Here is a 19,787-nt window from a genome sequence, read left to right on the forward strand (position 1 = left end):
GAATATTTGTATTTTATAAAACTTTGAAAAAAAGGAAAATATTGGAACAAATTGGTTTATTATATGATGGTCAAATTTATGACCTTCAGACTGCGGAAGCTTTAAATATCAAAGGAGATATTATAAAAGCCGATGACTCAAAAGAGTCTTTAGAGATTTTAAGACACTCATGCGCTCATATGATGGCTCAAGCTATCAAAGAACTTTATCCTGAAGCAAAATTCTTTGTTGGACCTGTTGTAAAAGAAGGTTTTTATTATGACTTTAAAGTAGAAAGTAAAATCTCAGATGAAGATTTACCAGCTATTGAAAAGAAAATGAAAGAAATTGCAGATAGAAAACTACCTATTACTAGACATGAAACTACAAAAGAAGAGTTTTACGAAAAATTCAAAAATGATGAATTAAAACAAGCTGTTCTAAAAAACATTAAAGATGACACTTTAACAATTTACAAACAAGGTGATTTTGAAGACTTATGTAGAGGTCCTCACTTACCAAATACAAGAATGATTCGAAGTTTTAAACTAACAAGAGTTGCTGGTGCATATCTTGGTGGTGATGAAAAAAATGAGATGATTACTAGAATTTATGGTATTGCATTTTTTGATAAACAAGCTTTATTTGATTATACAAAAATGATTGAAGAAGCTAAAAAAAGAGACCATAGAAAACTTGGAACTGAACTTGAACTTTTCACATTTAATGATGATGTTGGTGCTGGTCTTCCTATGTGGTTGCCAAATGGTGCAAGATTAAGAAGTAAACTTGAACATCTTTTATATAAAGCTCACAGAGTAAGAGGATATGAACCAGTTCGAGGACCTGAAATCTTAAAAGCGGAAATGTGGAAAATCTCAGGACATTATGCAAACTATAAAGAAAATATGTATTTTACTACTATTGATGAGCAAGAGTATGGAATTAAACCAATGAACTGCGTTGGGCATATTCAAATATTTAAAAATAGTTTAGTTTCATATAAAGATTTACCAAAAAAACTTTTTGAATATGGGGTTGTTCATAGACATGAAATGTCAGGAGCAATGCATGGATTATTTAGAGTTAGAGAATTTACTCAAGATGATTCACATATATTTTGTACACAAGACCAAATAAAAGAAGTGATATTTGAAGTATTAGAGTTTGTTGATTCACTTCTTAAAATGTTTGATTTTAAATATGAAATTGAAGTTTCTACAAAACCTGAAAAAGCAATTGGTGATGATATTTTCTGGGAAAAAACAACTGCTGGAATTATGGATGCTTTAAATGAAAAAAATATTGAATATGGAATTGATGAAGGTGGTGGAGCATTTTATGGTCCAAAAATCGACATTAAAATCCTAGATGCAATAGGTAGAAAATGGCAATGTGGAACAGTTCAAGTAGATATGAATTTGCCATCAAGATTTAATGCTGAATTTATCAATGACAAAGGTGAAAAAGAACAACCAGTTATGATTCACAGAGCAATTCTAGGTTCATTTGAGAGATTTATTGGAATTTTAACTGAACATTGTGCTGGTGAATTTCCATTTGTTATTGCACCAACTCAAGTTATTTTTGTTCCAATTGCTGATTCTCATATTGAATATGCAAAAGAGTTACAAAGAGATTTAGTAGAAGATGGTATCGATTCTAAAATATTTAGTATGAACGAAAGTTTAAATAAAAGAATTAGAATGGCAGAAAAAGAGAGAGTTCCAATGATAGTTGTAATTGGAGATGAAGAGGTTGCTAATAAATCTATTGCTTTAAGAAATAGAAGAACAAGAGAACAATCAAATTTAAGTAAGCAAGATTTTATTGACTTACTAAACAAAATAAACAAGGAGAGTAGAATTTGAGTAGAGATAATAAAAAATCAGATGTAATTATGAATGAGGATATTAGTGCAAAAGAGTTAAGATGTACAAGTGATAGTGGTGAAAATTATGGAATTATTCCTACTGCTCAGGCTCTTGCCATTGCAGATGAAGCTGGACTTGATTTAGTTCTTATAGCAGCAGATGCTATTCCTCCTGTTGCAAAGATTATGGACTACAGTAAATTCAAATATCAACAAGAGAAAAAGAAAAAAGAGGCAAAGAAAAACCAGAAAATAGTAGTTGTTAAAGAGATAAAGCTATCTGTAAAAATTGCTGAAAATGATATAAACTATAAAGTAAAACATGCAATTGAGTTTTTAGAAGAAGGAAATCATGTAAAGTTCAGAGTTTTCCTAAAAGGTAGAGAGATGGCAAACCCTGAAGCTGGTGTTGAAGTTTTAAGAAGAGTTTGGGCTATGATTGAAGATATAGCAATTATGGACAAAGATCCAAAACTAGAAGGTAGATATGTAAATCTTCTTGTAACTCCTAAAAAAGATTAGTTAAACTAATCTTTTTTAAACTATCTATAGAAAATAAAATAGCTATTTTAGTTATTCTTTTTTATATATTTTAATCATTTATTAATATTTTTTTGAGTATAATGCAAAACTTTTTCACTATGAAAAATGCAAATTTATATGAAAGGATTTCTTTATGCCAAAGATGAAAAGCGTTAAAGGTGCTGTTAAAAGATTTAAAGTAAAGAAAAATGGAACTATCAAAAGAGGTTCTGCTTTTAGAAGCCACATTTTAACTAAAAAAACGCAAAAAAGAAAAAGAAATTTGAGAGGACCACAAACTGTACATAGTACAAATGTTTCTGGAATTCTTTCAACTTTATGTTTAGCGTAATTACTAAAATATAGTAATTTTGTCCCTCCATATTATATGGATAAGTTCGGATAAATCCGACACCTTATTAAAAATAACGGTAAAGAAAGGAAAAATATGCCAAGAGTAAAAACTGGTGTTGTAAGAAGAAGAAGACACAAAAAAGTATTAAAACTAGCTAGAGGATTCTTTGGTGGAAGAAGAAAACACTTTAGAAAAGCTAAAGAACAATTAGAAAGAAGTCTTGTTTATGCTTACAGAGATAGAAGACAGAAAAAAAGAGATATTAGAAAACTATGGATTATTAGAATCAATGCAGCTTGTAGATTAAATGATATTAACTACTCAAGATTCATAAATGGTTTAAGATTATCAGGTATTGAGCTTGATAGAAAAATCTTAGCAAACCTTGCTATGAATGATTCTGCTGCATTTGCATCTTTAGTAGTATCTGCTAAAGCAGCACTTAAATAATAAATTTGCATTAAAATAAAAAAGGGAAGGTTTTAATACCTTCCCTTTTTTTATATCAAAAATAAATAAGCCTTTTTATTCTAAAGGCTCATTTACTTCAATTTTACAATTATTATCTTTACAATTTATATTTGCATCAAAATAAAAAATCTCACTCATATCAATACCATCTTTTTTAAGTTTCATCCAAGCGTCAATAGATCTAGCTCCTGCACTACAATTAAAAATGATAGTTTTATTTTTAGGTAATTTTGAAACAATCTCTTTTGCTGAAAGCTTATCGGCTTCAATATTAATAGAACCCTTAATATTTCCCTTTTTAAACTCTTTTTCTGATAATACATTTACGATTTGTATATATTCTGGAACTTTATTCTCAGTAATAAGAGCTTTTAACCACTCACCATCAATGCTTCCATCATCTTTTCCAAGTTTTGCACCATTTTTACTAAATTCTAGTTTTTGTTCTTTTTTTACTACATCAACTTTTTTTGAACTAGCTGTTGTTGGAAGAGATTGCTTTTTCCATTCAGGAAGACCTCCTGCATAAACAACAACATTTTTATATCCTAGTTTATAAAGTTTATCTGCAACTATATTTGATTTTTCACACTCATATCCTGCACAAAAAACTACAATTTTTTCATCTTTATCAATAGGAAATCTTCCTACTAATTTATCAAAATTTGTATCAGGAATTGAAATGCTTCCTATAATAGTCTCTTGTAAATATTTAACGTTTGGTCTTGCATCTACTAATAATGCACTATTATTTTCAAAATAAGCTCTAACAACTAATGTATCAACTTCTAAATAATCTTTTTTAGACCATTCAGGCTCACCAGCATTATAAACTTTAACATTCTTATGACCTTTTTTAATCAATAAATCTGCAACTATAGCACTTTTTGTGCAAGCATAACCACCACAAAATACTATAATTTCTTTATCCTTTGATATATCAGCTATTTGTTTATAACCAGCTTCAAAATCAGTATCTGCAATATTCAAACTTGAAGGAATAGTTCCTCTTTGATATTTAACTTGAGGTCTTGCATCAATTAAAATTGCTTCTACAGAACCTCTATTACCAACTCCAATCATTTTTTTCACATAATCAAAATCAACCTCTTTTAACTTATGTTTTTTCATAAGCTCTTTTACTTCACTTGAAGGTTCTTTTAAATCGGCTATTTCTTCTGCATTTGCATAAAGAAATAGGAAAAAAACTGAGAAAAAAACTAATAACTTTTTCATTTTATACTCCTAAATTAAATTTTAATTATGCTTTTCCGCTTAACATTCCATGCATAGTCATAGGTTTTAACATATAAACTTTCATTAACCACCAAATCCATCTCTCTTGAGTTGGATCCAAAGGAAATGATGGAGTTGGTTTTGCTGTCCAATCAAATTCTGCTAGCATTACTTTACCTATATCTGTAATAAGTGGACAAACTGTATATCCACCAAAATATTGCGTTGGTTCTTTTCCTTCCATAACTGAAATCAAGTTATCAACTAATACTTTATATTGTTTTCTCACAGTTCCACCAGTTTTTCCCATAGGAACAGCTGCGATATCTCCTAGAGCAAAAATATTGTTATATTTTACATGTTGTAGTGTTTCTTTGTGCACAGGAACCCAGCCTCTTTCTGATCCTATTTCAGATTTTCCAATCTCATCTGGTGCTTTTTGTGGTGGTGTTATATGTAAAAAGTCAAAAGGTATTTCAACTTTTTGATTCTTCTTAACAATTTCGTGTTCTTCTAAATCTTTATCATATTCACCTTTTTCTTCCCAGTGTTTATTAAATATTGCTATTTTTTTTGAAATATCAACTTCAATTAAATTATGATTAAAATTCCACTTAATATCTCTTGCAATAAATTGTTTTTCAATTGCATCTGCATACTCTTTTACACTAAAAAGCTTGTCACTATTATCATAATATGTTAAATCAACATTTCCCCTAATATTCGCTTCATTAAGTCTTGAATTTAGCAAATAAATAACTTTTTTTGGTGCTCCACCACATTTTACCGCTGTATTTGGAGCTGTAAAAACGGCTTTTAATTTTTCACCTGATTTTGCTTTTTCTATAAAAGATTGAGTTTGTTTCCACATATCTTCAGCACTATCAATATTATAAACAGATGTTATTCCATTATTACCAAAAACTTTTAGAATTTTAGAAGCATCTCCATTTGTATATGTTTCTCCTATTGCTTCAAGACCTTTTATAGAACCAAAATCTAGAACAACTCCAGCTGCAACTATCATAAAATCATAATCTAAAATATCTCCAGAAGCCAAAGTAACTTTATTTGCTTCAGGATTAAAATCTACTGCTTTATCCTTAATTAAAGTTACTCCCTTTGGTAAAAAATCTTTTGTCTCATAAACTAGCTCATCTTTTGAAGAGTAAATTCCACTTGCTAACAAAGTAGTTCCAGCTTGATATGATACAGATTTTGGATTTGGCTCAATTATTGTTATGTCAGGTTCACTTAAAGTGTTTGATAATCTAGCTGCTGTGGAAATACCAGCTAATCCTCCACCAATAATTAATATTTTTCCTTTTGCTTCACTAGCTTTTGCAATAGTTGCAGCTTGAGAATTCGTTCCTCCAGCTAAAAAAGCAGCTCCACCAAGACCTGCAAGCTTAAAAGCATCTCTTCTTGAAATTCCAGCTTTTTTTAGTTCACTATCAACTATTTCTAATGCTTTTTTCATCTCATCATTTTTCATTGAAATTTCCTTTTGACAAAATATGAAATATATTATCTAAAAAATCATAACATTATACTTACCTAAAATAAGATATTATTTTAAAAAAGTTATTAGTTTATTTTATAATATTAAGAGCTTTTTCATACTCTTTTCTATCATTTATATTTAAAAATTCATCTTCATTATTAAAATTTATAATTTGATATTTTGAGTTTTTTACTAAATAATTTATTTTATGAATATCATCTTTTATCATAAAACTTATAATAGTATTTATATTTTTTGAGAATACTCCGCAAAGATTGTGAGTTTTTTCTAGTGTTTGTGCAATAGTTATCTCAAAGTTATTTGAAGAGTTTATTAGTTTTTCTATTGTTTCTAGTTTTACAAAAGGTGTATCAACTGTTATTATAAAAACTTTATCAAACTTTTCTAATATTGTTTGCAAAGCTAGAATTGGAGAGTAGATATCTTGATTTATATCTAAAATCAGTTTTGTTTTATCATCCAAAAAATCAAATTTATCTATTTTTGAAGAGATAAAAATATCTTTGAAATAAGGTTTTAATCTTTTGTATTGAAACTCTATTAAAGAGTTTGAAGAAGAAAAAGAAAGAAGAGATTTATCTTCTCCCATTCTTGAACTTTTCCCTCCACTTAAAATAACACATGGTATTTCAAATGGATTTATATTCATAATTATAAACTTCTAGGATCTGTAATATATCCAGAAATTGCACTTGCAGCTGCAACAGCACTATTTGCTAGATATATTTTTGAGCTTCGTGAACCCATTCTTCCAACAAAGTTTCTATTAGTTGTAGAGATACATACTTCTCCATCTCCTAAAATTCCCATATATCCACCTAAACATGCTCCACAAGTTGGATTTGATACAACTGCTCCTGCATCAACTAAAGTGTCAATGTATCCAGCTTTTGTTGCATCTCTTAATATTTTTTGTGTTCCTGGAGTTAAAATAAGTCTTACATGTCGTGCAACTTTTTTATCTTTTAAAATCTCAGCAGCAACTTTAAAATCACTTAATCTTCCATTTGTACAGCTTCCAATAAATACTTGATCAACTCTTATATTATCACTCACAGCTTGAGAAACACTATGTCCATTTGATGGTAAAAATGGATATGCAATTACTGGTTCAAGTTTTTCAACATCAATCTCAATTACTTGACAATAAGTTGCATCAACATCGCTATAGTGGATTTTTGGTTCAGCTCTTAATCCATTGTTATTTTTAGAAACTGTATCTAAAAACTCTTTTGTAATATCATCATATGCAACAATTCCATTTTTTGCACCTGCTTCAATAGCCATGTTACATAAAGAGAATCTATCATCCATACTTAAATATTTAATTGTATCACCTGTAAATTCTAAAGCTTTATATAAAGCTCCATCAACACCTAAAATTCTAATAATCTCTAAGATTAAATCTTTCCCTGTTACATATTGTGAAGGTTTACCTTTAAATATAACTTTGATTGACTCAGGAACTTTAAACCAGTTTCCACCTGTAATCATTCCAAAAGATATATCTGTACTTCCCATTCCTGTAGAAAATGCTCCTAAAGCACCATGAGTACATGTATGTGAATCTGCTCCAATAATAACATCACCTGGAAGTACTAAACCTTTTTCAGGTAAAAGTGCATGTTCTATTCCCATATCTTTTTCATCAAAAAAGTTTTTAAGATTGTATTTCATTGCAAAATCTCTTGAAATTTTTGCCTGATTTGCACTTGCAATATCTTTTGCAGGAATAAAATGATCTAAAACTATTGCAAATCCATCTGGATTAGCTAATTTTTCAAAACCACCATCTTCAAAAGCTTTTATTGAAATTGGAGTTGTAATATCATTTCCAATTACCATATCAATTGGACTTCTTACAATCTCTCCAGCAAAAACTTGTTTTCCTACATGCTCACTAAATATCTTTTCTGTTATTGTTTGACCCATTTTTTATCCTAATTATTATTATTTTTCAAAATTTAGTTTAGATTATAGCTAAAACTTTTTTAAGACAATTTATTTTTGACTTTTCCATTAAAATTTATTTATGATATCTTCTATTTTTAATGGTGGTCGTACTATAAAAGCCTTATTTTCTCCAACCAAAATTGGTCTTTGTATTAAAATTGGGTTTTCTAAAACAGCATCTATTAGCTTATTTTGCTCTTTTATATTTTGTAGTTTTAACTCTTTGTAAATCTCTTCACCTGTTCGCACCAAATCAAAAATAGAGATATTTAATTTTTTTAATAACTCTTCTAGTTCACTTTTTGATGGTGGATTTGCAAGGTAATCTCTTATTGATATATTAAAACTATTTTGGTCTAGAAAATCTTTTGCACTATTTGATTTTGAGCAAGAAATATTGTGCCATAACTCTAATTTTTACATTTTAACTCCTAAAAATAAAGATTTATGTAGCTAAAATTAGTTTGGAAATTAGAGTTATTGAAAAGGGTTTCGCATTTGAAGAGTTTGTAAAAACTGCTCAAGAAAAAATAGATGATTTAAAAAAGCTTGAAGATAGTTTGAAAAAAGAGAAGTTAAAGTGATTTAAAAATTTGTATAAAGAATTAAAATTAAGGCTAAGCCTTAATTTTAATTTATCCCATAATATCCGCAGGTGCGTAAACTTCACCCTTCATTATAATTCTTGCACTTCGGCTCATTGTAGCTTTATCAACTATATATTTACCGTTTTCTTTTTTTATAACTGCCCCAACTTTTAGTGTTCCAGATGGGTGTCCAAATTCAACAGCAGTTTTCTCACCACCACCAGCAGCTAAATTTACTAAAGTTCCAGGAATACAAGCAGCAACACCAATAGCAACTGAAGCTGTTCCCATCATTGCATGGTGAAGCTTTTGCATAGATAAAGCTCTTACACTAAGATCAAATTCCCCTGCAAGAATTTCTTTTCCACTAGAAGTAGTAAAATCAAAAGGTTGATTAACAAAAGCAATTTTTGGAGTGTGTTGTCTAGTTTCTGCTTCACTTAAATCAGAAATTAAACCCATTTTTAAAGCACCATAGCTTCTTATTTTTTCAAATCTTGCTAAGGCTTGGGCATCACTATTAATATCAGCTTGAAGCTCTGTTCCTTTGTATCCAATATCAGAAGCATTTAAAAATATTGTAGGAATTCCAGCAGTTATCATTGTAGCTTTAAATGTTCCAATTCCAGGAACTTCTAAATCATCTACTAAATTTCCAGTTGGAAATAACTCTTCGCTTGGATCAACTGGTTCTGCAAACTCTAATGAAATTTCTTCAGCAGGGAAAGCAACACCATCAATATAATAATCTCCCATCTCTTTTACTTGACCATTAACCATTGTCACATAACATAGAATTGTTTTTTTGATATTTGCTTGCCAAATTCTTACACAACAAACACCATTTTGTGGAACATTATCAACAAGTCCTTCATGAATTGCAAAAGGTCCAACTGCTGAACTTAAATTCCCACAATTTCCACTCCAGTCCATAAAATCTTTATCAATTGCAACTTGTCCAAAATAGTAATCAACATCATGATTTGGAACACTAGATTTTCCAACTAATATAGCTTTAGAAGTACTAGAAGTTGCTCCTCCCATACCATCCATTTGTTGTTTATAAATATCAGGACTTCCAACTATTCTTTGAAGAAGTTTATCTCTTTTTACTTTATCTTCTTGTGCTTCTTTTGGAAGGTCTGATATGTTAAAAAATGTTCCCTTTGAAGTCCCACCTCTCATATAAGTTGCTTTAACTCTTATTTGTGGCTTGTATGTAATCATTTGTATTCTCCTAGATTTTAAGCTTTTAAAACTTTTTAAAATAATTTTTAATTACTTTAGAAAATCTTAAATTAAAAAAAGTGAAGCTAAAAAGCTTCACTTTAAAAAATATTATTTAGCTGCAATAACATCTTTTGCGAATTTTTGTAAAATTCCACCAGCTTTGTAAACTTCAACTTCTGCAGTTGTATCTAATCTACAAGTTACTTTGAATTCTACTTTTTCACCATTTGCTCTAGTCATACAAACTGTTAAATCACCTCTTGGCTCAATATTTCCTAGAATATCAAATGTCTCTGTTCCATCTATGTTGTAAGTGTGTCTTGTATCACCTTTTTTAAATTGCAGTGGTAAAACACCCATTCCAACAAGGTTTGTTCTATGAATTCTTTCAATTGATTCAGCAATTACAACTTCAACACCCGCAAGTCTTACACCTTTAGCTGCCCAGTCTCTTGAACTTCCTTGACCATAGTTTGTTCCAGCAACAATAATTAATGGTTGTTTTCTTTCCATATAAGTCTCTATTGCTTCCCACATTCTTGACTCAACACCTTCTGGCATGATTTTTGTTAGGCTGCCTTGTTTAACTTTACCATTTTCATCTTTAACCATTTCATTGTATAGTTTTGGATTTGCTAAAGTTGCTCTTAACGCTGTGTTATGATCACCTCTATGTGTTGCATAAGAGTTTAAGTCTTCAAGTGGTAATCCCATTTTTAAACAATATTCACCAGATGCACTTTTTGCTTGAATAGCATTTGAAGGCGATAAGTGGTCTGTTGTGATATCATTTGGGAATACTCCAAGTGGTCTTAAATTTTTAAGAGCTGGCATACTCATAAAAGCATCTTCCCAGTATGGTGGTTTTTGAATATATGTAGATTTAGCATCCCATTTATAAAATGGCTCAGCTTTTTCTCCTTTGTCTGATTTTGCAAACATTGGATCATATATTTTTGCAAACATCTCTGGTTTTACAGATTTGTAAACAATTGCATCAATCTCTTCATCACTTGGCCAAAGATCTTTAAGTCTTACTTCATTTCCATTTTTGTCAATTCCTATAACACCTGTTTCAATATTAACTCTAATACTTCCAGCTAATGCATAAGCAACTACAAGTGGAGGAGAAGCTAAAAATGCCTCTTTAATAAATGGGTGAATTCTTCCATCAAAGTTTCTGTTACCTGATAAAACTGCAGTTGTGTAAACACCGCTTGCAGCTGCTTCAGCTTCGATTTTTGGATCTAAAGCTCCACTCATTCCATTACAAGTTGTACAAGCAAATCCTACAATTCCAAATCCTAATTTCTCTAATTCACTTAATAATCCTGAATCTTTTAAATATATTTCAGAAACTTTTGAACCAGGTGCTAGTGAAGATTTTACCCATCTTTTTCTACTTAATCCAAGCTCATTTGCTTTTTTAGCTAATAATCCAGCTGCAACAACATTTCTTGGATTTGAAGTATTTGTACATGATGTAATAGCAGCAATTAAAACCGCACCATCTGGCATAACATCATTTGAAATAGTAATTTTTTTACTAATTCCTTCAGCATCAAGTGTTGAAGTAGGTACAAGTTTATGTGGTTGAGAAGGACCTGCTAAACTTCTTGTAACTGTTGTTAAATCAAATTTAATTGTTCTTGCATATGTAGCTTCAGATAAACTATCTGCCCATAAACCATTTGCTTTTGCATAAGTTTCAACTAATTTTACTTGCTCAGGAGTTCTACCTGTAATTTTTAAGTAATCAATAGTTCTATCATCAATAGCAAACATAGCAGCACTTGCACCATACTCAGGTGTCATATTTGAAATAGTTGCTCTATCACCTAAATCAAGGTATTTAATTCCGCTTCCATAGAACTCTAAATATGCAGAAATTACATTGTTGTCTCTTAAGAATGAAGTCATAGCAAGTGCAATATCAGTAGCTGTAATTCCAGCACCTCTAGTTCCTGTTATTTCAACTCCAATAATTTCAGGAACTCTCATATAAGATGGATTTCCAAGCATTACATTTTCAGCTTCTAATCCACCAACACCAACAGCAATTACTCCTAAAGCATCAACGTGTGGAGTGTGTGAGTCAGTTCCAACAAGTGTATCTGGAGATGCAATTCCATCTATATTGTGAATAACAGGAGACATTTTCTCAAGATTAATTTGGTGCATAATACCATTTCCTGGAGGAATAACATCAACATTATCAAACGCTTTTTTTGTCCAGTTAATAAAGTCAAATCTATCAGCATTTCTTCTATCTTCAATATCTCTATTTTTTTGGAATGCATCAGGATCAAATCCACCACACTCAACAGCTAATGAGTGGTCAACTATTAATTGAGTTGGAACAACTGGATTAATTTTTTGTGGATCTACACCACTAGCTGCTACTGCTTCTCTAAGACCTGCAAGGTCAACAAAAGCTGTAAGTCCTAAGATATCGTGACAAATAACTCTTGATGGAAACCAAGGGAAATCTTTGTCTGTTCTTTTTTCGATTAATTGAATAAGTGAATCTTTTAAATCCTCACTAGGACATTTTCTAAGTAAATTTTCTGCTAATACTCTTGATGTATAGTTAAGTTTTGCAAAAGAACCAGGCGTGATATCTTCAACTGCACTTTTTACATCATAATATTTAACATCTAAACCATTTAATTGTTTAAGATATTTTTCGTTTGTCATTTTATTTTCCGTTTTTTTATTTTTTAAAATTTATTGTAAAAAAAATTTAGGCTAAATTTAGCCTAAATTTTAAATATTATTTTCTATCTTCTAAAGGAACATAAGCTCTTGGCTCTGGTCCTGTATAATTAGCTGATGGTCTAATAATTTTTCCATCTTCTCTTTGCTCAATTACGTGTGCACCCCATCCTGTAACTCTTGCAATAATAAAGATTGGAGTAAACATATCTGTTGGAATTCCCATTTGATTATAAGAAACAGCAGAGAACCAGTCAAGATTTGGGAACATTTTCTTTTGATCCCACATAACTTCTTCAAGTCTAGCAGCTACGTCATACATTAACATATTTTTATTCTCTTCAGATAGCTCTTTTGCAACTTTTTTAATAACAACATTTCTTGGATCTCTTGTAGCATAAACAGGGTGTCCAAATCCAATAATTATCTCTTTTTTAGCAATTCTTTCTTTGATATCTTTTTCTGCTTCATCTGCTGAAGAATATCTTTCTTGAATTCTAAATGCAACTTCATTAGCACCACCATGTTTTGGACCTCTTAATGCTCCAATAGAACCAGTAATACAAGAATACATATCTGAATTTGTTCCAGAAATTACTCTTGAAGTAAAAGTTGAAGCATTAAATTCATGCTCAGCATAAAGAATTAAAGATACATGCATAGCTTTAACCCAAGATTCTCTTGGTTTTTCACCATGTAATAAGTGTAAGAAATGTCCACCAACAGTATCATCATCAGTTACAACATTAATTCTTTTTCCATTGTATGCAAAATGGTACCAGTATAAAAGCATAGAACCAAAAGAAGCCATTAATTTATTGATAATTTCTTGTGCTGCAGCTTTTGGATGAGATTCATCTTCTTGATTTAATGCTCCAAGAACAGAACAACCTGTTCGCATAACATCCATTGGATGACAATTTTTTGGTAATTGTTCTAGTGCAATTTTTACACCAGCTGGAATATCTCTATAAGATTTAAGTTTTTCTTTATAAGCTTTTAACTCTTCTTTATTAGGTAGTTCTCCATGAACTATTAAATATGCAATTTCTTCAAATTCAGCTTTTTCAGCAAATTCTAAAATATCATATCCTCTATAATATAAATCATTTCCTGTATTTCCAACTGTACATAATGCTGTACTTCCAGCTGCTACACCTGAAAGGGCAACAGATTTTTTTGGTTTAAACTCTGTACTTGTAGTACTCATATTTTCTCCTTAGTTTGATTTAATTTAAAATAAAATACGAAAAGCTAATTATTTAGCTTTTCCCTTTGAAAATAGTTCATCCATTTTTTGCTCATAAGCATGGTAGTTTAACATATCGTATAACTCCATTCTTGTTTGCATTGTACTAATAACACCTGCTTGTGTTCCTTTATCTTTTAACTCTTGATAAACATTTAGCGCAGCTTTATTCATTGCTCTAAATGCTGAAAGTGGGTAAAGAACCATATCAATTCCAACACTTGCTAACTCTTCAGTTGTAAATAGTGGAGTTGCTCCAAACTCAGTAATATTTGCTAAAACTGGTACAGTCATAGCATCTGTAAACTCTTTGTACTCTTTTAAAGTATGAACAGCTTCAGCAAAAATAGCATCAGCACCAGCTTCAACATAAGCTTTAGCTCTAGCAATCGCAGCAGCTTGTCCTTCGCTTGCATGTGCATCTGTTCTAGCAATAATATAAAAATCTGGATCTAACTCTTTTTTAGCATCAACAGCAGCTCTGATTCTATCACACATCTCTTCAGTAGTTACAAGCTCTTTATTTGGTCTATGACCACATCTTTTTGCAGCAACTTGATCTTCAATGTGCATTCCAGCAGCACCACTTCTAATAAATTCTTTAACAGTACGAGCCACATTAAATGCATGTCCCCAACCAGTATCAGCATCAACGATTAATGGAGTATCACAAATAGAAGTAACTCTTCTAACATCAATACAAACATCTTCAATCATAGTCATACCTAAATCTGGTAAACCATAAGATGCATTCGCAATTCCTCCACCACTTAAATAGATAGCTTTATGTCCTACTTTTGTAGCTTGTAATGCTTGATAAGCATTAATTGTCCCAACAATTTGTAGAGGGTTTGAAGCTTTTAGGGCTTCTCTAAATCTTTTTCCTGCACTTGTCATTTGTATATCCTTTTAAAATATTGTAGAGAAAATTATATCTATTTTGATTTTTTTTGTATGTATGATTTAAAATCTAATTTTACAATTTTTATACATTTTTTATAATTTGAACATAATTTGTTTTTATGTATTATTTTTGTACAATATACGAAAATTTTATTAAAGGAAGCTTATGGATTTTAAAAATTCAATAGAAAAATTTATAGAGATATTTAATCGTTCAAACCTTAGTATTTCAAAATTTGCTAGCTTGATTGATAAAGACAGAAGAACTATAACATCGTGGATTGATAGAGTTAGTAATGTAGAAATAAGTAGCGAAATCCAAAGTAAAATCTGTAAAGAGTTTAGGTATCCAAAGTATATTTGGGAAGATGCTTGTAGTGGTGAAGAGTTTTTGAAGTCTATTACTTCTATACCTCAAAAAGAGGTTAGAATTATAGATGAAGACTACAAAGGAAGACTTCAATATATAATAGAACATGAAAAAAATAGAAGATTTGTAATTCAAGCACAATTCCCAGGACCAATGTATAGAGATAGTGCTGTACGAAAAGTGTACAAAACAACAAATAGTTCTGATATAGAAGATTTAAAACAAGAAAGAATTAACCAAATGTTAAGATATGACTATGATACAACAGAATGGTACTCTATAAAATCGGTTCTTAGCTTTTGTTTTGCAAGTATTGGGAATTTTTTTACAAGAGATGAAAAAATAAAAATATTAGAACTTATGCATGAGCTTTTTAACAATAACTACAATAAAAAACTATTTTTATTTGACTCATTTTCAAGAAAGATATATGGAATGGAGACAACATATATATCTATAAATGTAAAAAATAAAATACTATTTTTTAAATCACCAATAGAGTCTGTTTTTATAGAAATAAGAAATAAAAGCTTAGTTGAAAGAATGCACAAATATTATAGTTCATCAATAGAAGCACCATCTCATGTAAATTTTTTGGATTCTGTAAAGATTTTAAAGATACTTCAAGATGCAGTAAAATACAATAACACAATAACTCAAGCCTATGAGACAATAAACCGTGAAACAAACTATGGAGAGCTTTTTTACAATAATCTTAGTATTGATTTACAAAAAGAGGTAACTCCACCAAGAACAGGGCATAGAAGATATTAAAAAAATTTATAAAAAGGTAAAAAATGAAAATAGTAATTTTAGATAGAAAAACATTAGGATTTGATATAGATGTATCAATTTTTGAGAAATTTGGTAGTGTAATATCTTTTGATGTAACAAACCCAGATGAAACAAAAGAAAGAATTAAAGATGCAGATATTATTTTAACAAATAAGGTTTATGTAGGGAAAAATGAGCTAGATAACTCAAAAGTAAAACTAATTTGTATAACTGCTACAGGTACAAATAATGTAGATTTAATTTATGCAAAAGAAGCAAATATAGATGTAAAAAATGTAGCTGGTTATTCAACTTCAAGTGTTGTACAGCTAGGATTTTCTATGATATTCTACTTTGTACAAAAACTAGACTACTACAAAAAATACGTAGATGATGGGAATTGGCAAAAAAGCGATATTTTTACTCATATAGATATGCCATTTTTTGAACTTGATGGTAAAAAGGTTGGAATTATTGGTCTTGGTGAGATAGGAAGAGATTTTGCAAAAAAAGCTAAAGCTTTTTCTTGTGAAGTGTTTTATTACTCTACAAGTGGCAAAAATGAAAATAGTGAGTACAAAAGTGTAAGCTTAGAAGAGTTGCTAAAAACTTGCGATATTATATCTGTTCATGCACCTTTAAATGATAAAACAAAAGATTTACTAGGATACAAAGAGTTAAATCTTCTAAAAGATGGTGCTATTTTACTAAATCTAGGTCGTGGTGGAATTATAAATGAAACTGATTTGGCAAAAATTTTAGATGAAAAAGAGATTTATTGTGGACTCGATGTTGTTACAAAAGAGCCAATTGAGCAAAATAATCCACTTTTAAGTGTAACAAATAAGCAAAGACTTCTTTTAACACCTCATATTGCATGGGCTAGTATTGAAGCTAGAAAAAGATTAATAGAAAAAGTGGCAAAAAATATAGAAGACTTTTTAAAGTAAAAAAGTAGATTAAATCTACTTTTTCTTCTATTTTCTAGCTTCTTTTAGAGTATTTGCTATCATAAATGATAATTCTAAAGCTTGATCAGCATTTAATCTTGGATCACATTGTGTGTGATATCTACTTGCTAAATCACTCTCTTTAACAGCTGAAGATTTACTTCCTGTACACTCTGTTACATTTTGTCCTGTCATTTCAAGATGAATTCCACCAGCGTAAGAACCTTGAGCTTTATGAATTTGGAAGAACTGTTTTACTTCACCTAAAATAGCTTCAAAATCTCTAGTTTTGTAACCATTATCAGCTTTTATAGTATTTCCATGCATAGGATCACTTGACCACAATACTTTTTTACCTTCTTTTTCAACTCTTGCTAAAAGTTTTGGAAAATATTCAGCTATTTTTTCATTACCCATTCTTACAATTAAATTTAATCTTCCAGCTTCATTTTCAGGATTTAAAGCATCAATTAGTTTAATTAATTCATCCTCTTTCATAGATGGACCAACCTTACAACCAATTGGATTTTTGATTCCTCTAAAATACTCAATATGAGCACCATTAAGATCTCTAGTTCTATCTCCAATCCATAACATATGAGCCGAACAATTAAACCAATCTTTTGTGATTGAATCTCTTCTTGTAAGTGCCTCTTCATAGTTTAATAAAAGTGCTTCATGAGAAGTAAATAGAGTTGTTTGATTTAACTGTGGAGTATTTTCACTTGTAATTCCACATGCTTTCATAAAAGCTAAACTTTCACTAATTTTATTTGCTATCTCTTCATATTTTGCGCCCAAAGTATTATCTTTTACAAAGTCTAAATTCCATAAGTGAACTTGATTTAAATCAGCCATTCCACCTCTTGCAAATGCTCTTAAAAGATTCATAGTAGCTGCACTTTGATTATATGCTTTTAGAAGTTTTTTTGCTTTTGGCTCTCTTGAACCAATATCAAAATCTATATCATTTACAATATCTCCTCTGTATGAAGGAAGACTTAATCCATCTATATCTTCAAAATCAGAACTTCTAGGTTTTGCAAACTGTCCAGCTACACGACCAACTTTTACAACAGGACAACCTCCTGAAAAAGTCAAAACTACTGCCATTTGCATCATTACTTTAAATAAATCTTTTATATTTGTCGCATTAAATACATTAAACGATTCAGCACAATCTCCACCTTGAAGTAAAAAAGCCTCACCATTTACAACTTTAGCAAGTTGTTTTTTAAGATTTAAAGCTTCTCCTGCAAAAATAAGTGGTGGATAAGATGCCAACTCTTTTTCTACTTGTTTTAAAGTTACTAAATCATTATAAATTGGTTGTTGTTTAATTGGAAAATCTCTCCAACTACTTGGACTCCATGTTTTCATTTTTTACCTTTTGTATATTTATTATTGGAAAAATTTTATCCAATATATCTTAAATCAAAATTAATGTTTTAATTTTGACAATAACTCTTTAAATGACACTTTAAATGCATCCAGACCTTCATTTAAAAGCTTTTCATAAACATCATTTAATTTAATCCCATTTTGTTCTAAACTTTTTAAATATTTATCACACTCATCTTCACTAATGATAACACTTTGCTCTTTTTTTCCATCTTTTAACCAATCTTCAATAGTTCCAAGAGGTGCTGTATTTACAGAATTTGGATATATTAAATTATCTACATAATATGTAGGACTCAACTCATTTCCTTTTACACCAGTACTTGCAAAAAGTGTTCTTATATTTGAATTCTCTAATTTATTTACTTCGTAATAACATTTTGTAGCATTTACAATACCTAGTTTAGATGTAACAAGACCTTTTGAACCTAAAGTTGTGTCCATTAATCTATCAAATCTTGAAACAAAAATAGATACAACACCTTTTGTATCCTTATTTGAAGCTTTAATTCCATCATCAAGTGCAATTGCACAATTTTTAGCTTGTTGGGGTGAAAAAATCAAAGTTGCATTTATATGAATTCCTCTTGAACTAAGTTCTCTCATAGCAATATATCCAGCAGCAGTTGCTGGAATTTTTATCATTACATTATCAGCATTTAAACTTTTATAAATTCTAAGTCCTTCTTCTATAGTTCCAGTTGCATCATCACATAAAAGAGGATCAACTTCAATAGAGATAAATCCATTATTTGTATTAATTTTATAAAGTGGCTCTAAAAGTTCAGCTGCTCTTCTTATATCTGTAAATGCTAATTCTTCATAAATTCTTTTTTGATCATTTGCTTGAAGCATATCGAGCTGTTGCTTATAAGCAACAGAACCCGTAATTGAAGCTTCAAAAATAGCTGGGTTTGATGTAGCACCTTTTATAATTTCATCATTTATTATCTCTTGAAATCTATTTTCCAAGAAATCTCTTTCAATAAAATCACACCAAATTGAGTAGTTTATCTCTTCAAATTCTTTCATCTTTTAAACCTTTATATGTTCTAAAATTTTTGTTAAATCTTTTGTATCTATTATTATATTTGCCTCTTTTTTAAGCACATCTTTTGCACAAAAAGCAACTCTTGTATCAGCTTGGGCAAACATAGACAAATCATTTGCTCCATCTCCACAAACTAAAGTATTCTCTTTTGAGATTTTTAAAAGATTTTGTAATCTTTTTATCATATCCCCTTTTGAGTAACTAAACATCATATCTCCACCAACAAGTCCTGTTAAAATTCCATCTTTTTCATGTAAGATATTTGAAAAATCAGCATCAAGCCCTAGTTTTTCTTTTGCTGGGCTTGTTCCAACTCTAAAACCACCACTGAAACAGACAACTTTATAATTCATCTTTTTCAATTGTGTTACAATTTCATAAGAACCTTTCATCAAAGGTAAATTTGCACAAATTTCTACAACTTTTTTATTATCCATTCCTTTTAAAAGTGCAACTCTTTGAATTAAAGATTCAAAAAAATCAAGTCTTCCACTCATAGCCTCTTCGGTAATTTTTTTAACTTCATCGCCCAAACCAAACTCAAAAGCTAAAATGTCAATTGTTTCCCCATCCATAAGAGTTGAGTCAAAATCAAAAACTGCTAATTTCATAAATATCCTAAAAATTAAATATTAAAAGGTAT

The 19,787-nt window shown here is 30.0% G+C and carries 18 protein-coding genes; 6 read left to right on the forward strand and 12 right to left on the reverse strand.

From position 1 onward, the window contains the following. Positions 1-41: 41 nt before the first annotated feature. The 4 genes from thrS (at position 42) to rplT (ending at position 3,179) form a co-directional block, all read left to right on the forward strand. A complete protein-coding gene (gene thrS, locus ACRYA_RS09120) occupies positions 42-1,850 on the forward strand; it encodes a threonine--tRNA ligase (protein WP_105916886.1) in 1,809 nt (602 codons plus the stop codon). Between the two features lie 29 nt (positions 1,851-1,879). Further along, entirely contained in the window at positions 1,880-2,374 is a 495-nt protein-coding gene (infC, locus tag ACRYA_RS09125; RefSeq protein WP_176549273.1) for a translation initiation factor IF-3, read from the forward strand. Between the two features lie 154 nt (positions 2,375-2,528). After that, entirely contained in the window at positions 2,529-2,726 is a 198-nt protein-coding gene (gene rpmI / locus ACRYA_RS09130; protein ID WP_105916888.1) for a 50S ribosomal protein L35, read from the forward strand. A gap of 96 nt (positions 2,727-2,822) precedes the next feature. Next, on the forward strand, positions 2,823-3,179 hold the full coding sequence (gene rplT / locus ACRYA_RS09135; protein WP_105914808.1) for a 50S ribosomal protein L20: 357 nt from the start codon (positions 2,823-2,825) through the stop codon (positions 3,177-3,179). Between the two features lie 75 nt (positions 3,180-3,254). Here rplT and ACRYA_RS09140 read toward each other — a convergent pair whose 3' ends face one another. From ACRYA_RS09140 to prpB, 9 genes are all read right to left on the reverse strand, one after another. Beyond that, positions 3,255-4,436 carry a rhodanese-like domain-containing protein gene (locus tag ACRYA_RS09140; RefSeq protein WP_105916889.1) on the reverse strand — a complete coding sequence of 394 codons (1,182 nt, stop codon included), beginning with the start codon at positions 4,434-4,436 and terminating at the stop codon, positions 3,255-3,257. Positions 4,437-4,461: 25 nt separating this feature from the next. Then, positions 4,462-5,931, reverse strand: coding sequence for an NAD(P)/FAD-dependent oxidoreductase (locus ACRYA_RS09145; protein ID WP_105916890.1), 1,470 nt, complete (start codon positions 5,929-5,931; stop codon positions 4,462-4,464). 97 nt (positions 5,932-6,028) lie between these two features. Then, complete coding sequence (mobA, locus tag ACRYA_RS09150; RefSeq protein ID WP_105916891.1) at positions 6,029-6,610, reverse strand: molybdenum cofactor guanylyltransferase MobA; 582 nt, start codon at positions 6,608-6,610, stop codon at positions 6,029-6,031. 2 nt (positions 6,611-6,612) lie between these two features. Continuing rightward, positions 6,613-7,893, reverse strand: a complete 1,281-nt coding sequence (gene leuC / locus ACRYA_RS09155; RefSeq protein ID WP_105916892.1) for a 3-isopropylmalate dehydratase large subunit — start codon at positions 7,891-7,893, stop codon at positions 6,613-6,615. Positions 7,894-7,980: 87 nt separating this feature from the next. Further along, positions 7,981-8,310 (reverse strand): ArsC/Spx/MgsR family protein, encoded by a 330-nt coding sequence (locus ACRYA_RS09160; protein WP_105916893.1) that lies wholly within the window; start codon positions 8,308-8,310, stop codon positions 7,981-7,983. Positions 8,311-8,549: 239 nt separating this feature from the next. Beyond that, on the reverse strand, positions 8,550-9,728 hold the full coding sequence (gene prpF, locus ACRYA_RS09165) for a 2-methylaconitate cis-trans isomerase PrpF (RefSeq protein WP_228199746.1): 1,179 nt from the start codon (positions 9,726-9,728) through the stop codon (positions 8,550-8,552). Positions 9,729-9,839: 111 nt separating this feature from the next. Then, a complete protein-coding gene (acnD, locus tag ACRYA_RS09170; RefSeq protein WP_105916894.1) occupies positions 9,840-12,428 on the reverse strand; it encodes a Fe/S-dependent 2-methylisocitrate dehydratase AcnD in 2,589 nt (862 codons plus the stop codon). A 76-nt stretch (positions 12,429-12,504) separates the two neighbouring features. After that, positions 12,505-13,656, reverse strand: a complete 1,152-nt coding sequence (prpC, locus tag ACRYA_RS09175) for a bifunctional 2-methylcitrate synthase/citrate synthase (RefSeq protein ID WP_105916895.1) — start codon at positions 13,654-13,656, stop codon at positions 12,505-12,507. 48 nt (positions 13,657-13,704) lie between these two features. Then, positions 13,705-14,592, reverse strand: coding sequence for a methylisocitrate lyase (gene prpB / locus ACRYA_RS09180; RefSeq protein ID WP_105916896.1), 888 nt, complete (start codon positions 14,590-14,592; stop codon positions 13,705-13,707). Between the two features lie 172 nt (positions 14,593-14,764). Here prpB and ACRYA_RS09185 point away from each other — a divergent pair, with 172 nt between their 5' ends. After that, positions 14,765-15,742: a hypothetical protein gene (locus ACRYA_RS09185; protein ID WP_105916897.1), complete on the forward strand. Its 978-nt coding sequence runs from the start codon at positions 14,765-14,767 to the stop codon at positions 15,740-15,742. Between the two features lie 23 nt (positions 15,743-15,765). After that, positions 15,766-16,692, forward strand: coding sequence for a D-2-hydroxyacid dehydrogenase (locus ACRYA_RS09190; protein ID WP_105916898.1), 927 nt, complete (start codon positions 15,766-15,768; stop codon positions 16,690-16,692). 27 nt (positions 16,693-16,719) lie between these two features. Here ACRYA_RS09190 and ACRYA_RS09195 read toward each other — a convergent pair whose 3' ends face one another. The 3 genes from ACRYA_RS09195 to serB are packed head-to-tail and all read right to left on the reverse strand — an operon-like array spanning position 16,720 to position 19,755. Continuing rightward, the gene (locus tag ACRYA_RS09195) at positions 16,720-18,072 is read right to left on the reverse strand and encodes a class II 3-deoxy-7-phosphoheptulonate synthase (protein ID WP_105916899.1); all 1,353 of its coding nucleotides are present in this window, start codon (positions 18,070-18,072) and stop codon (positions 16,720-16,722) included. A 60-nt stretch (positions 18,073-18,132) separates the two neighbouring features. Continuing rightward, positions 18,133-19,125 carry a transaldolase gene (locus tag ACRYA_RS09200; protein ID WP_105916900.1) on the reverse strand — a complete coding sequence of 331 codons (993 nt, stop codon included), beginning with the start codon at positions 19,123-19,125 and terminating at the stop codon, positions 18,133-18,135. Positions 19,126-19,128: 3 nt separating this feature from the next. After that, positions 19,129-19,755: a phosphoserine phosphatase SerB gene (gene serB / locus ACRYA_RS09205; protein WP_105916901.1), complete on the reverse strand. Its 627-nt coding sequence runs from the start codon at positions 19,753-19,755 to the stop codon at positions 19,129-19,131. Positions 19,756-19,787 lie beyond the last annotated feature (32 nt).

Origin of the sequence: Aliarcobacter cryaerophilus ATCC 43158 (assembly GCF_003660105.1) — a bacterium.
In the GTDB taxonomy this organism is placed as follows: Bacteria; Campylobacterota; Campylobacteria; order Campylobacterales; family Arcobacteraceae; genus Aliarcobacter; species Aliarcobacter cryaerophilus.